The 12,811-nt window shown below is 60.5% G+C and carries 15 protein-coding genes; 11 read left to right on the top strand and 4 right to left on the bottom strand.

All coding sequences use genetic code 11. The features are described from left to right. Positions 1–2 precede the first annotated feature (2 nt). On the bottom strand, positions 3–977 hold the full coding sequence (sppA, locus tag AC1DYF_RS23905; RefSeq protein ID WP_477879338.1) for a signal peptide peptidase SppA: 975 nt from the start codon (positions 975–977) through the stop codon (positions 3–5). 197 nt (positions 978–1,174) lie between these two features. Between sppA and lptC the strand changes: the two genes are divergently transcribed. From lptC to AC1DYF_RS23870, 7 genes are all read left to right on the top strand, one after another. Beyond that, positions 1,175–1,843 carry an LPS export ABC transporter periplasmic protein LptC gene (lptC, locus tag AC1DYF_RS23900; RefSeq protein ID WP_477879270.1) on the top strand — a complete coding sequence of 223 codons (669 nt, stop codon included), beginning with the start codon at positions 1,175–1,177 and terminating at the stop codon, positions 1,841–1,843. 5 nt (positions 1,844–1,848) lie between these two features. Next, positions 1,849–2,403, top strand: a complete 555-nt coding sequence (locus AC1DYF_RS23895) for an LptA/OstA family protein (RefSeq protein WP_477879269.1) — start codon at positions 1,849–1,851, stop codon at positions 2,401–2,403. Between the two features lie 63 nt (positions 2,404–2,466). Continuing rightward, entirely contained in the window at positions 2,467–3,216 is a 750-nt protein-coding gene (gene lptB, locus AC1DYF_RS23890; RefSeq protein ID WP_477879268.1) for an LPS export ABC transporter ATP-binding protein, read from the top strand. Positions 3,217–3,397: 181 nt separating this feature from the next. Then, positions 3,398–4,948 carry an RNA polymerase factor sigma-54 gene (gene rpoN / locus AC1DYF_RS23885; RefSeq protein ID WP_477879267.1) on the top strand — a complete coding sequence of 517 codons (1,551 nt, stop codon included), beginning with the start codon at positions 3,398–3,400 and terminating at the stop codon, positions 4,946–4,948. A 398-nt stretch (positions 4,949–5,346) separates the two neighbouring features. Continuing rightward, positions 5,347–5,928, top strand: a complete 582-nt coding sequence (gene hpf, locus AC1DYF_RS23880) for a ribosome hibernation-promoting factor, HPF/YfiA family (RefSeq protein WP_477879266.1) — start codon at positions 5,347–5,349, stop codon at positions 5,926–5,928. Between the two features lie 76 nt (positions 5,929–6,004). Continuing rightward, a complete protein-coding gene (gene ptsN / locus AC1DYF_RS23875; protein ID WP_477879265.1) occupies positions 6,005–6,469 on the top strand; it encodes a PTS IIA-like nitrogen regulatory protein PtsN in 465 nt (154 codons plus the stop codon). 35 nt (positions 6,470–6,504) lie between these two features. Next, positions 6,505–7,188, top strand: coding sequence for a glutathione S-transferase family protein (locus tag AC1DYF_RS23870; protein WP_477879264.1), 684 nt, complete (start codon positions 6,505–6,507; stop codon positions 7,186–7,188). A gap of 149 nt (positions 7,189–7,337) precedes the next feature. Here AC1DYF_RS23870 and AC1DYF_RS23865 read toward each other — a convergent pair whose 3' ends face one another. Then, complete coding sequence (locus tag AC1DYF_RS23865) at positions 7,338–7,817, bottom strand: MEKHLA domain-containing protein (protein WP_477879263.1); 480 nt, start codon at positions 7,815–7,817, stop codon at positions 7,338–7,340. Positions 7,818–7,911: 94 nt separating this feature from the next. Beyond that, the gene (locus AC1DYF_RS23860) at positions 7,912–8,901 is read right to left on the bottom strand and encodes a potassium channel beta subunit family protein (protein WP_477879262.1); all 990 of its coding nucleotides are present in this window, start codon (positions 8,899–8,901) and stop codon (positions 7,912–7,914) included. A 221-nt stretch (positions 8,902–9,122) separates the two neighbouring features. Between AC1DYF_RS23860 and AC1DYF_RS23855 the strand changes: the two genes are divergently transcribed. Together AC1DYF_RS23855 and AC1DYF_RS23850 are read left to right on the top strand one after the other, a co-directional pair. After that, complete coding sequence (locus AC1DYF_RS23855) at positions 9,123–9,572, top strand: PaaI family thioesterase (RefSeq protein ID WP_477879261.1); 450 nt, start codon at positions 9,123–9,125, stop codon at positions 9,570–9,572. Then, positions 9,569–10,210, top strand: coding sequence for a 5'-methylthioadenosine/S-adenosylhomocysteine nucleosidase (locus tag AC1DYF_RS23850; protein ID WP_477879260.1), 642 nt, complete (start codon positions 9,569–9,571; stop codon positions 10,208–10,210). Before AC1DYF_RS23855 ends, AC1DYF_RS23850 begins: the two co-directional genes overlap by 4 nt. Here the strand turns inward: AC1DYF_RS23850 and AC1DYF_RS23845 are convergent. Continuing rightward, complete coding sequence (locus tag AC1DYF_RS23845) at positions 10,202–10,522, bottom strand: hypothetical protein (RefSeq protein ID WP_477879259.1); 321 nt, start codon at positions 10,520–10,522, stop codon at positions 10,202–10,204. The genes AC1DYF_RS23850 and AC1DYF_RS23845 overlap by 9 nt on opposite strands. A gap of 91 nt (positions 10,523–10,613) precedes the next feature. Between AC1DYF_RS23845 and AC1DYF_RS23840 the strand changes: the two genes are divergently transcribed. Both AC1DYF_RS23840 and guaA read left to right on the top strand, forming a co-directional pair. Then, entirely contained in the window at positions 10,614–11,042 is a 429-nt protein-coding gene (locus AC1DYF_RS23840) for a MarR family winged helix-turn-helix transcriptional regulator (RefSeq protein ID WP_477879258.1), read from the top strand. Between the two features lie 45 nt (positions 11,043–11,087). Then, on the top strand, positions 11,088–12,665 hold the full coding sequence (gene guaA, locus AC1DYF_RS23835) for a glutamine-hydrolyzing GMP synthase (protein WP_477879257.1): 1,578 nt from the start codon (positions 11,088–11,090) through the stop codon (positions 12,663–12,665). Positions 12,666–12,811 lie beyond the last annotated feature (146 nt).

The raw sequence follows: 12,811 nt of genomic DNA, 5'->3' as shown, positions 1-12,811 counted from the left end.
TCTTATCGATCCTTGTCATTTGCATCAAACTGCCAAACCGACACCATACCGTCAAGTAACATCTTGTCATCACTCAATTTCCCCAAAGAATTGACTTTTGTCAGCCAGCCAAGGCCAAGCGAGTCCATGAACTCATGGACCATGCTGCCGAACAGGAACGACGATGCTTCGCGGCGCGGTTCCCAGTCGATGATCGGCAGGCCCTTGGTCACTTTTCGGCTTTCGAGATAGGCGCGGATGTCGTCATCGCCGCCGATCTGGTCGATGAGCTTGACGGCGAGCGCCTGCCGGCCGGTATAGATGCGGCCGTCCGCGAGTTTCAACGCCTGCTCCTTGGGCAGATGCCGACGCTCGGCGACGAGGCTGACGAACCAGTCAAAGGAATCCATCACCATCTGGTGCATGACATCCTTGGCTTCCTGGCTGGCGTCATGGAAGGGCGACGGTTCGGCCTTGAGCGGCGCCGATTTGATCTCCTCCAGCGACACGCCGATCTTGTCGAGCAGTGGCTTGATCTGTGGATACTGGAAGATGACGCCGATCGAGCCGGTGATCGACGTATCACCCGCGACGATCCTGTCGCCTGCGACCGCGATCATGTAGCCGGCCGAGGCGGCGAGCGTACGGACGTCGGATACCACAGGCTTCTTTTCCGCGACACGACGGATCGCCTTGTAGATGGCCTCGCCGCCATAGGTGGTGCCGCCGGGCGAGGAAATGGAGACGATCAACGCCTTGACCGAGTTCTTCTTGGCAATCCGGTCGAGCCGTTCCAGCAGTTCACGATCATCTGTGATCAGGCCGGAAATCTCTATGCGCGCGATATGATCGCGCTCCTTGTTGTCGGAGAGATTGCCGCCGGTCGCCAGCAGCCAGAGCAGCACGATGGCAAGCGCGATGAACAGGAAGGTGAAGACGCGCCAGAAGCTCAGCTTGCGCCGGATGCGCCGGCGCTCGGCGATATCGTTGAAGGCCATCGGATCGGGACTTTCGAGTGAATTCGGTTGGTTGGCGGCACACAGATAACGCGGCAATGTGAAGAAGGAAACAGTGGCGGCGAAAAACGCCACGCAGCGGCGCAAATTTCACCGCTCACGGAATGACACATTGTATTTCCGCCGTGATTTGCCTATTTGTCAGACGCCCACTCGCCCCGACGGCTCTTGAGACTCAAATGGACATTCGCGCCACGATCGATATTCCCGGAACGGGCTCGGCCGCCGCTTACAAGCGCGCGCTTTCCCATTCTGGCCGGGTGCGGCGCTGGAAGATCCTGCTGCCGATCATGGCAGTGGTGATCTCGCTCGGTTTCATCGCCGTGTCCTGGATCAAGACGATGATTCCGGAAAACCTGACGATCGGTGGCGCCACGATCGAAGATGGCCGCATCGTCATGGAAAAGCCGGCGATTTCCGGCCGCAACGGCGACGGCATCAGCTATTTCATGAATGCCCGGCGGGCGCTGCAGGCAATCCTCAACCCTAACGACATCGCGCTCGAAGACATCGAAGCCGCGGTGCCGATCAAGGGAAACCTGATTGCGCGCGTTACGGGCAAGGCGGCGAAGTTCGACCGCGCCACCGACAAATTGCAGATGACGGCACCTTTCGTGGTGACCCTGTCATCCGGCGTGGTCGTGCATTTTCAGGCCGCGAATATGGACCCGCATTCCGGCCTGCTGCAATCCGACAAGCCGGTGACGGTCAACGCAAAAGATTCGACTTTGACGGCAAACAGTATGACAGTAACCGGCAGGGGCAGCGTGATTGCCTTCGATGGCAAGATCCACGTGATGATCAGTCCGTCCGCCATGCATAAATCCAAGAGCACTCAGGGGGAATGAGCGACATGGGGCTTTTCCGTATCACCGCTTGCGTGGCCGCAGCCGCATTGCTCGCGACCGCGGCGACGGCGGCTTTCGCCGAGCAAAGCACGAGCCAGATCAATGGGCTGAAACTGTCCAAGGACAAGCCGATCCAGATCGAGGCGGACCACCTGGAAATCCATGACCAGGACAAGCAGGCGCTGTTCGACGGCAATGTCCAGGTCGTGCAGGGCGCGATGACCTTGAACTCCAACCATATGATCGTGTTCTACAACGGCAAGGGCAGCGACGTCACGACCGGCCAGGGCGACATCAAGCGCATCGAGGTGACCGGCAATGTCAGCGCCTTTTCCGGCACGCAGAGTGCCAAGGGCGACGCGGGCACCTATGATATGGCAAGCCAGCTCCTGACGCTCACCGGAAAGCAGGTGGTGTTGGTCGATGGATCGAATGTGTTCACCGGCTGCAAACTCACCGTCCAGATGCAGACCGGCCTTGCCAAACTCGACAATTGCGGCACCCGGGTTCGGATCTCGATCGATCCGAAGTCCAACAAGACCAACAACAAGACGAACTGATCTTCTCCCTTGAAGATACCCTTCCTGACATCGACCGGCAAAAGGGCTGATGGCGCGGATTCAATGGATCCGGCGCAGAAGGCCCGTTATGAAGGCACGCTGATTGCGCGCGGCATCACCAAGACCTACCGCACACGGCGCGTGGTCAATGGCGTGTCGCTGATCGTGCGGCGCGGCGAAGCCGTCGGTTTGCTCGGACCGAACGGCGCCGGCAAGACGACCTGTTTCTACATGATCACCGGCCTCGTCCCAGTCGACCAGGGCCGGATCGAGATCGACGGCAACGACGTCACCTGGATGCCGATGTATCAGCGGGCGCGGCTCGGCGTCGGCTACCTGCCGCAGGAAGCCTCGATCTTCCGCGGACTGACGGTCGAGCAGAATCTGCGGGCTGTCCTCGAGGTCAAGTTCAAGAGCCGCAAGGCACTCGAGGAACAGCTGGAATCGCTGCTCGAGGAATTCGCCATCGAGCATCTGAGGAAATCGCCCGCCGTGGCGCTGTCCGGCGGCGAGCGGCGGCGGCTGGAAATCGCTCGCGCGCTGGCGACCGAGCCTGCCTTCATGCTGCTCGACGAACCCTTTGCCGGCGTCGATCCGATCTCCGTCGCCGATATCCAGAATCTCGTCCGGCATCTGACCCGGCGCGGCATCGGCGTGCTGATCACCGATCACAATGTGCGCGAAACGCTCGGCCTGATCGACCGGGCCTACATCATCCATGCCGGCGAAGTGCTGACGCATGGGCGCGCTTCCGACATCGTCGCCAATGCCGACGTCAGGCGGCTTTATCTCGGCGACAATTTCAGCCTGTGAACCGCCGGTGGGGCGCCATTAACCACGACATGATCGAATTTCCCGCCGGCTCGCGAAATTTCGCCCCGATGGCAAAGAGTTCTTGACCCGGAAAAATTAATAAGCAATTTTTGGGCCAGTTTGGATTTGACGTTCCCACCACCGTCGGAACTCATCTCTTCGAGGGAGTATAGCGTCCGCCATGGCTTTGTCTGCCAGCCTGCATTTGCGACAGTCCCAGTCGCTGGTGATGACACCGCAGCTGATGCAATCCATCCAGCTCCTGCAGATGACGTTCCTCGAACTCAACCAGTTCATCGCCCAGGAAGTCGAGCGCAATCCGCTGCTCGAAATGGCCTCCGGCGACGAGCCGGTCAGCCTGGACGGGGCCGGTGATGGCATGGTGATCGATCACCGGGCCGCATCGATCTTCGAGGGCCGCGCTGCCGACGGCAAGGCCGAGGAGGTTCCCCCTCCGAGCCGTGCCGAGCGGCTCAGCGATGCGCTCGACACCGGCTTCGACAATGTCTTTCAGGACGACGCGCCGCGCAAGGCGGATGCGCCCGAACTGCTGCAGCAGTGGAAATCCATGCCCGGCAGCCTCGGCGAAAGCGGCGAGGCCTATGACCTCGACGATTTCGTCGCCGGACAGATCTCGCTCAAGGACCATCTCAACCAGCAGATACCGTTCGCGGTCGCCGATGCGCGCGAGCGGCTGATCGCCAACGCCCTGACCGACCTGCTCGACGAGGCAGGCTACATCCATAGCGGCGTCGAGGACGTGGCCGAGCGCCTGGGCGTCCAAATCGGCGAAATCGAACATGTACTCGGCCGGCTGCAGGAGCTCGATCCGCCGGGGGTCTATGCGCGGTCGCTGAGCGAATGCCTGGCGATCCAGCTGCGCCTGCGCGACCGGCTCGACCCGGCAATGCAGGCTCTGCTCGCCAATCTGGACCTGCTTGCCCGGCGCGACTTCGCTACGCTGAAACGGCTTTGCGGTGTCGACGAGGAGGACCTGGTCGATATGCTGGCCGAGATCCGCAGGCTCGATCCGAAGCCCGGCAACGGCTTTGAGACCGGTCCGTCCGAGTCGATCATTCCCGATGTCATCGTCCAGGCGGCGCCGGACGGCGGCTGGACCATAGAGCTCAATCCCGACACGCTGCCGCGCGTGCTCGTCAATCATCAATATTATCAGCGGATCGCGGGCTCGGTCGGCAAGCGCACCGACGAAGAGAGTTTCCTCAGCGAATGCCTGCAGAGCGCCAGCTGGCTGACGCGCAGCCTCGACCAGCGCGCCAAGACGATCATGAAGGTGGCGACCGAAATCGTACGCCAGCAGGATGCCTTCTTCGTTCGCGGCATCCAGCATCTGAGGCCGCTCAACCTGAAAGCAGTAGCCGAGGCGATCAAGATGCATGAATCGACCGTCAGCCGGGTGACGTCGAATAAATACATGCTGACGCCGCGCGGCCTGTTCGAGCTCAAATATTTCTTCACCGTCTCCATCGCCTCGGCCGAAGGCGGCGATGCGCATTCGGCCGAGGCCGTTCGCCATCGAATCAAGGCGATGATTTCCGATGAAAGCGCCGATAACGTGCTCTCGGACGACGACATCGTCGAGCAACTCAAGGGTGGCGGTATCGACATCGCCCGCCGCACCGTGGCCAAATATCGTGAAGCGATGAACATCCCCTCCTCCGTGCAGCGGCGGCGGGAAAAGCGCGCCATGGCCAGACTGGCGCTGGCCTGATCGGCCTGACGTACGTAAGCCAGTGCTGAAACAGCCTTAGCTTGTATTTTTTCCCCGCTTTTTCACAGCCTCGATTGACCGCGCCGCTTGACTCCAAACGGGGCCATCGGTAGAGCCCGCCGCCAGAAATCGGCGAGAATTCGCCATTTTCAGCAGATTGCGCTCTGTGGCAGCGCAGCAAACGAAGTGCTTGGATCGGGGGCCGCGTTGGAATAGACTGATTTCCGATTGGTTTGCGATTGCTTAGGGGACATCCGGGCCTGACCATCCTTTCGTGGTCTTGGGTTCGGATCACCACCGTGATGCGACCGCGAACGCTTTCCCGGGATGAGAAGCCCGTTTCGGGAATGCGCGTCCAGGCGGGCTTCGGGCACTTCGACTGCAGGAAGGATGACACTATGACCGTGCGTGTGACCGGCAAACAGATGGATATCGGTGAGGCATTCCGGACCAAGATCACCGGAGCGATCAATGACGCCATCATAAAATATTTCGACGGCGGCTTTTCAGGCCAGGTGCTGGTCGAAAAATCGGGCGCGCGCTTCAATGCCGACTGCAAGATCCATCTCGACTCCGGGGCCAATCTGCATGCCGCCGGCGATGCCAACGACCCTCAGGTCGCCTTCGACACCGCCTTTGAACGTATTGAAAAGCGCCTGCGCCGCTATAAGCGCAAATTGCGTGACCATCATCACGGCGAAAACCGCAACGGCAACGGCACCGAGATCGCCTACGCCGTCATCGATACCCCCGAACAGGACGATGGCCACGAAGTGGCCGAGGACTATGCACCGGTGATCGTCGCCGAGACGACCAAGTCGCTGAAGACCATGTCGGTGGCAAGTGCCGTGATGGCGCTCGACATGACCGACGACCCAGTGGTGATGTTCCGCAAGCCCGGCTCCACCGAACTCAACATCGTCTACCGCCGCAATGACGGCAATATCGGCTGGATCGATTCCGCCAACATCAAGGGCTGAGCAAGCTTGCGAGGATAATAATACGGGTCGGCGGCGGCGCCGGCCCGGCTATACCAAGCCAAAAAGGACAAAATGAATGGCTTTGGCGGATATTTTGCATCCGGAAGGTATTATTCCGGCGCTTCGCGTACAATCCAAGAAACAGCTTCTGATGGAACTTGCGACAAACGCTTCCAAGTTGACCGGCATCTCGGAGCGGGAAATATTCGATGTCGTGCTGCAGCGCGAGAAACTGGGATCGACCGGGGTCGGCGGCGGCATCGCCATCCCGCATGGCAAGCTCAAGCAGTTGAGCAAGATCACCGGCGTCTTCGCCCGGCTGGAAACGCCAGTCGATTTCGAGGCCCTCGACGACCAGCCCGTGGACATCGCATTCATGTTGCTCGCGCCGGAAGGAGCCGGCGCCGATCATCTCAAGGCATTGTCGCGCATCGCCCGCGCCCTCAGGGACCAGGATCTGGTCGCGCGGCTGCGGGGCTCGGATACGGTCTCGGCAATCAGCGCTTGCCTCAATCAGGAACAGACGTCCAACGCTGCGTGACCGGCATAGCGCCGCGTCCTTTGATGGAGGGAACTTTGGCGCTCATCCTCTATATGCACCCGCTGGCGTCTTTCTGCCACAAGGTGCTGATCGCTCTTTATGAAAACGGCACGCCGTTCGAGGCGCGTATGGTCGACCTTGCGGATGAAGAATCGAGCGCCGACCTCATCAGGAATTGGGCGATCGGCAAGATTCCGATGCTCAAGGATACGGCGCGCGATCGCACCATTCCCGAGACCAGCATCATCATAGAATATCTCGACCGGCACTATCCCGGGCCGATCCGATTCATTCCGGACGATTTCGAAGCGGGACTTTCGGCACGGCTCTGGGACCGGTTCTTCGATCTCTATGTCAGCGTGCCGATGCAGAAGATCGTCCTGGACCGCCTACGATCCGACGAGCAGAAGGATCCGGCAGGTGTGGCGGATGCCTATCAGATGCTCAAGACCGCCTATGACATGGCCGAACAGCATCTTGCCGGCAGGACCTGGGCGAATGGCGAGGCATTCGGCATTGCCGACTGTGCGGCTCTGCCAGCGCTGTTCTTTGCCGACACGCTTCTGCCGTTCTCGCAATCCCATCCCGGGTTGGCGGCCTATTTCGAGCGGCTCCTGGCGCGGCCATCCGTAACCCGCGTGCTCGACGAAGCCCGTCCCTATTTCCAATACTATCCCTATAAGGAAAAGCTCGGCGCCCGCTTCTACCAACCGGACTGATCAGCAGACCCGAGACCGCGAAGCTCCACTTGCGCCGCCTGTCCGACGCCTGGAGCGCTTTGCGTGCTGATAGATCAGAACCGCGCTCCAAGCCTTTGTTTGAGCATGTCGTTGCCCTGAAACCGGTGCCCACTTCCAGGCGACATGCTCTAGCTTGTGACCTCATCCCGCCAGGAACCGAAGATCGCCGCCTGCCCAAGACGGCGCCCATGGCGATCAACGAGATCCCAGACGATCGTGTTCTCGATGCGGAAACGTCGTCCCGATTTGGCAATGCGAACGCCGCTATAGCCGGCGACAAAGCCTTCTGCGGCGACGGCATTCAACAGTCTTTCGCGCTCCGCGCGGTCCGGCACTTCCGCCGAAAGGCGCGACGGCAAGGCGATGAACTCGTCCCATGAATATTCAAAGCAGGCCTGGGCGGCACGGTTGGCATAGATAAACCGTGGATCGGGTTCGGTGTTGTGAGCAAGAACTACGGTGGGCGACTTTTCATAAAGCCAGTCGGCACCCCGACCTTCCGGCGCTAAGGGACGCCCCACGCACCGTTCGAAGCTTTCCGCCATCAATGTGAAAAACTCGACATCACCAGACAAGTCGAGCCCTGCATCATTGTAGTTGGAAATCATGCCGCCCCCTTGACTGGGCTGGAACCGCATTCTGCTCGACCCGAAATTCGGACCACCCTGACCGGGTCGAAGCAATGGCCCAGCCCTTCCCTCGTCAAAACCGTTGTGGCGCTGCCGGCTTGTTTCCGACGATGGCGTCGATGCGGGCCAGCACATCAGGCGTAAGCTTGTCCTTGTGGGCAAGTGCGGCGAGATTGTCCTCCAACTGGCTCATCCGCGACGCGCCGAGGATCACCGTCGAGACATTGCGGTTGGAAAGGCACCAGAGCAGAGCAAGATGCGTGATCGAAATGCCGGTCTCGCTCGCCAGCTCAGCCAATTTCGCCACCTGGGCGAGCTTAGTGCGGCCCTCGTCACTTGACCATCTCTCCTTCAGCCATTCATAGCCGGGCAGGTTCATGCGGCTGTCATTGGGCATGCCGTTGTTGTACTTGCCCGTCAGAACGCCCGATGCGAGCGGCGACCAGATCGTGGTGCCCAGGCCCATCAGGTCGTAGAGCGGCAGGTAATCGGCTTCGACCTTCTGGCGTTCGAAAAGATTGTATTGCGGCTGTTCCATCGTCGGCGGCGTGATGCGGAGATCGCGCGCCACCGCATAGGCTTCGGTCAATTGCTGCGCCGACCATTCCGACGTACCCCAATAAAGAACTTTACCCTGGGTAACGAGATCGTGCATGGCGCGGACCGTTTCCTCGATCGGCGTATCGATGTCGGGACGGTGACAGAAATAGAGATCGAGATAGTCGACCTTAAGGCGCTTGAGCGCCGCATGCGCGGCCTCGGTCACATGCTTGCGCGAAAGCCCGCGCTGCGTCGGCTTGCTGCCACCCCAGAACACCTTGCTCGAAACGATAAAACTGTCCCGGCTCCAGCCCAGAGTCCTGAGGGCCTCGCCCATGACGATTTCGGAGTTGCCGCTCTCATAACCCTCGGCATTGTCGAAGAAATTGACGCCGTTGTCATAGGCATGCGCCATCAGGCTGACGGCATCGTCGCCATCGACCTGCTTGCCGAACGTAACCCATGATCCGAACGAAAACTCGCTGACCTTCAGGCCGGATTTTCCAAGACGACGATATTCCATGATGYAGTTCCTCGCAGGACGACGATGGAGGGGAGAAGATGCGGCAACATAGACGCAGAGCGGGACCAAACACAATTGCCTCACCTCCAGAAAACCGACCTCGATGATCTGCGGATGCCGCGGACGGAAGCGTTAGCATCCGAAAACTCTGGTGAAATCTTCAATGCCGCTTGTGCTGCGATGACGGCAATGGCAGTTTCGCGGCCGCGAAAGGAAGCCCAATGCCGGACGAACCCATAGATGATTTCCGCACGCGTATCCGCACGTCGTTCTCCCGCCAGGGCGCGATGTCGCTGATCGGCGCCGAGCTGACCCGCATCCAGCACGGCAGTGTCGAGATCGAACTCGGCTATCGCCCTGAGCTGACGCAGCAGCATGGCTTTCTGCATGCAGGCGTGATTTCCGCCGCACTCGATGCGGCCTGCACCTATGCCGCCTATACGATGATCGAGCCCGACGTGTCGATCCTGACGATCGAGTTCAAGGTCAACCTGCTCTCGCCCGGCAAGGGCGATCGCTTCCTGTTCCGCGGCGAGATCACCAAACCCGGCTCCAATATCATCGTTGCCGACGGCCGCGCCTATTCGATCGGCGACGGACCGGCGAAGCTGATCGCGTCGATGACGGGCACGAAAATGGCCCTGCGCGGCCGGGAGGATATACGCGGATGAGCGATCGGCTGAAAACCGTGGGCGGCAAGTCGCTGCTCTATGTGATGGCGGCGGAGGCGGAATATGGCCCGCACCTRCAGGCGCTGTTCAAGCCTGTCATGACCGGCGTTGGTCCGGTCGAAGCCGCCGTCGAGCTGACGAAGACACTGGCGCAATTCGTCATGGACGGGCGCAAGCCGGATCTTGTCGTCTCACTGGGTTCCGCCGGCTCGGCGGTGCTGGAACAGGCCGAAGTCTACCAGGCCACCTCCGTCGGCTATCGCGACATGGATGCGTCGCCCTTCGGCTTCGAACGGGGCGTGACGCCTTTCCTCGGCCTGCCCGCGGTGCTGCCATTGCCGGTGCGCATTCCCGGCGTCAAGGAAGCGCGGCTTTCGACGGGCGGCGCCGTGATTTCAGGCCTCGCCTATGGTTCGATCGACGCCGAGATGGTAGAGATGGAAACCTATGCCATCCTCCGTTCCTGCATGGCCTTTGACATTCCGCTGGTCGGCCTGCGCGGCATTTCCGACGGCAAGGCCGAGGTCAGCCATATCGACGACTGGACCGAATATCTGCACATTGTCGACGAGAAACTGTCAGCGGCTGTTGCGCTGTTGGAGGCCGGAATCGAGGATGGCACTATTGGCTTAGGATGAGAAGGCGGCATTCGGCCCGAAGGTGATCGCTCGCACCGTGCCGCGATCCTTGCCTTCGGTATCGAAATAACTGATCCGTCCAGGCATCGCCTTGAGCGTCCACCGGCCTGAGGGGCCGTTCTGCCATTCGATCGCATAGCCATCGTCCAGCAGGTGCCAATCGCCGGTCATCGTCACGCCGTCCGGCAGGCGCATGTGAGCGCGGTCTTCGGTCTCGTAATAAATTGTGGCCTGCCGGCCCTCGCCCAGATCGACTTCGTGGGTCGTGCGGATGAGGATTGCGGCAAGCACGGGTTTTTCAAGCGTCATCATGGTGGAAACCTTTTCTTGAGAACTCGACAGCTTCGGTATGGTCAAGTAACTTGACTAGAATGAAATAGAATGCACAAGGAACATAGTCAAGGTGCTTGACGATAAATTTCCCGATCATATCGGCTGGCTGCTGTGGCAGGCGAGCGATCGTTGGCATGGCGATTTCGTTGCCCGCATGCAGGCGGCCGGACATGGCTGGTTCACAGAGGCCCGCTCGACACTGATCGGCAGTATCGCGCCGAAGGGTACAAAGCAGGCGCTGTTGGTCGAGCGCCTGGCCATATCGAAACAGGCCGTCCAGCAGCTGATCGACGGCCTCGAGGCCGACGGCATTCTTGAGCGCCGCGCCGACCCCGACGACAAGCGCGGCCGGATCGTTGCGCTGACAGCAATCGGGAAAGCCGCCATGCGCGACGCCAGCCGCATCAAGACAGAGATCGAAACAGAGTACCGGTCGCGCATTGGCAACGATGCCTTTGCCGCGCTCGGCGACCTGCTGCGAAAGTTGCGCGACAGCTGACGATTCCCAATTGCGTACCCGGCGATGTTTCTTTATAGGCCCGACATGACCCAGACAGCTCATCCCGACAGCATTCTCATCATCGATTTCGGCAGCCAGGTGACGCAGCTGATCGCGCGCCGCATCCGTGAAGCCGGGGTCTATTGCGAAATCCATCCGTTCCAGAATGCCGCTCAGGCTTTTGAGAAATTGCAGCCGAAAGGCGTGATTTTCTCCGGCGGCCCGGCCTCGGTGACGGATGAAGGCAGCCCGCGGGCGCCGCAAGCGGTGTTCGATTCCGGCGTGCCGATCCTCGGCATCTGCTACGGCCAACAGACGATGGCGCACCAGCTCGGCGGCACGGTCGAGGGCGGTCATGCGGCGGAATTCGGCCGCGCCGATGTCGAGATCAAGGCTGCAAGCCCGCTGTTCGAAGGATTTTGGCAGCCTGGCAAACGCTATCCTGTCTGGATGAGCCATGGCGACCGGGTGACGAAGCTGCCGGACGGCTTTTCGGTCATCGCCACCTCCGAGAACGCGCCCTTTGCCATCGCCGCAGACGAGAAGCGGCACTATTACTCCACCATGTTCCATCCGGAGGTGGTGCATACGCCCGACGGCGCCAAACTGCTCTCCAATTTCGTGCACCGGATCGTCGGTTTGAAATCCGACTGGACGATGTCGGCCTATCGCGCCGAGATGATCCGCAAGATTCGCGAGCAGGTGGGCAAGGAACGAGTCATCTGCGGCCTGTCAGGCGGCGTCGATTCTTCAGTCGCGGCAGTCCTGATCCATGAGGCGATCGGCGACCAGCTGACCTGCATTTTCGTCGATCACGGCCTGATGCGGATGAACGAGGCCGACGAGGTCGTGAAAATGTTCCGCGACCACTACAACATCCCACTGGTGCATGTGGACGCCTCCGACCTCTTCCTCACCGAGCTTGCCGGCGTCTCCGACCCCGAAGTCAAGCGCAAGACGATCGGCCGCCTGTTCATCGAAGTGTTCGACGCGGAAGCCCAGAAGATCGCCGCGGACGGCAAGGGCGCGCCGGCCTTCCTGGCGCAGGGCACGCTCTATCCCGATGTCATCGAAAGCGTATCCTTCTCGGGCGGACCATCGGTGACGATCAAATCGCACCACAATGTCGGCGGCCTGCCGGAACGCATGAACATGAAGCTGGTCGAGCCGCTGCGCGAACTGTTCAAGGACGAGGTCCGCGCCCTTGGCCGCGAGCTCGGCCTGCCGGATCGCTTCATCGGCCGCCACCCCTTCCCCGGCCCCGGCCTCGCCATCCGCTGCCCCGGCAGCGTGACACGCGAAAAGCTCGACATCCTGCGCAAGGCCGACGCCATCTATCTCGACGAAATCCGCAAAGCCGGCCTCTACGACACGATCTGGCAGGCCTTCGCCGTGCTCTTGCCGGTACAGACCGTCGGCGTCATGGGTGACTACCGCACCTACGACTTCGTCTGCGCACTCCGCGCCGTCACCTCCGTGGATGGCATGACGGCGGATTTCTATCCCTACGACATGAATTTCCTCGGCCGCACTGCGACGCGGATCATCAACGAGGTGCGCGGGATCAATCGCGTGGTTTATGACGTGACGAGCAAGCCACCCGGGACGATCGAGTGGGAATGATTTTTGCCTATCCGCCAGTATCCCTTTGTACGCCAGGATACGATATAAGACATTGATAGAAAGAGATAATCCTAACTAGGTCTATCGCCATCTATCGGGGGGTAGTGCTCCGATTTGACGGTATAGCGGACGGTATGGGGAATCTT

The organism is Rhizobium sp. P2_G9, from assembly GCF_056403475.1.
Note: the sequence above shows the minus strand (reverse complement) of the source record. Positions and strands in the feature narration are given on the sequence as shown.

Bases quoted from the DNA above. Each gene is read 5' to 3' on its own strand.
- sppA (WP_477879338.1), bottom strand. From the start codon at position 977: ATGGCCTTCAACGATATCGCCGAGCGCCGGCGCATCCGGCGCAAGCTG.
- lptC (WP_477879270.1), top strand. From the start codon at position 1,175: ATGGACATTCGCGCCACGATCGATATTCCCGGAACGGGCTCGGCCGCC.
- AC1DYF_RS23895 (WP_477879269.1), top strand. From the start codon at position 1,849: ATGGGGCTTTTCCGTATCACCGCTTGCGTGGCCGCAGCCGCATTGCTC.
- lptB (WP_477879268.1), top strand. From the start codon at position 2,467: ATGGATCCGGCGCAGAAGGCCCGTTATGAAGGCACGCTGATTGCGCGC.
- rpoN (WP_477879267.1), top strand. From the start codon at position 3,398: ATGGCTTTGTCTGCCAGCCTGCATTTGCGACAGTCCCAGTCGCTGGTG.
- hpf (WP_477879266.1), top strand. From the start codon at position 5,347: ATGACCGTGCGTGTGACCGGCAAACAGATGGATATCGGTGAGGCATTC.
- ptsN (WP_477879265.1), top strand. From the start codon at position 6,005: ATGGCTTTGGCGGATATTTTGCATCCGGAAGGTATTATTCCGGCGCTT.
- AC1DYF_RS23865 (WP_477879263.1), bottom strand. From the start codon at position 7,817: ATGATTTCCAACTACAATGATGCAGGGCTCGACTTGTCTGGTGATGTC.
- AC1DYF_RS23860 (WP_477879262.1), bottom strand. From the start codon at position 8,901: ATGGAATATCGTCGTCTTGGAAAATCCGGCCTGAAGGTCAGCGAGTTT.
- AC1DYF_RS23855 (WP_477879261.1), top strand. From the start codon at position 9,123: ATGCCGGACGAACCCATAGATGATTTCCGCACGCGTATCCGCACGTCG.
- AC1DYF_RS23845 (WP_477879259.1), bottom strand. From the start codon at position 10,522: ATGATGACGCTTGAAAAACCCGTGCTTGCCGCAATCCTCATCCGCACG.
- guaA (WP_477879257.1), top strand. From the start codon at position 11,088: ATGACCCAGACAGCTCATCCCGACAGCATTCTCATCATCGATTTCGGC.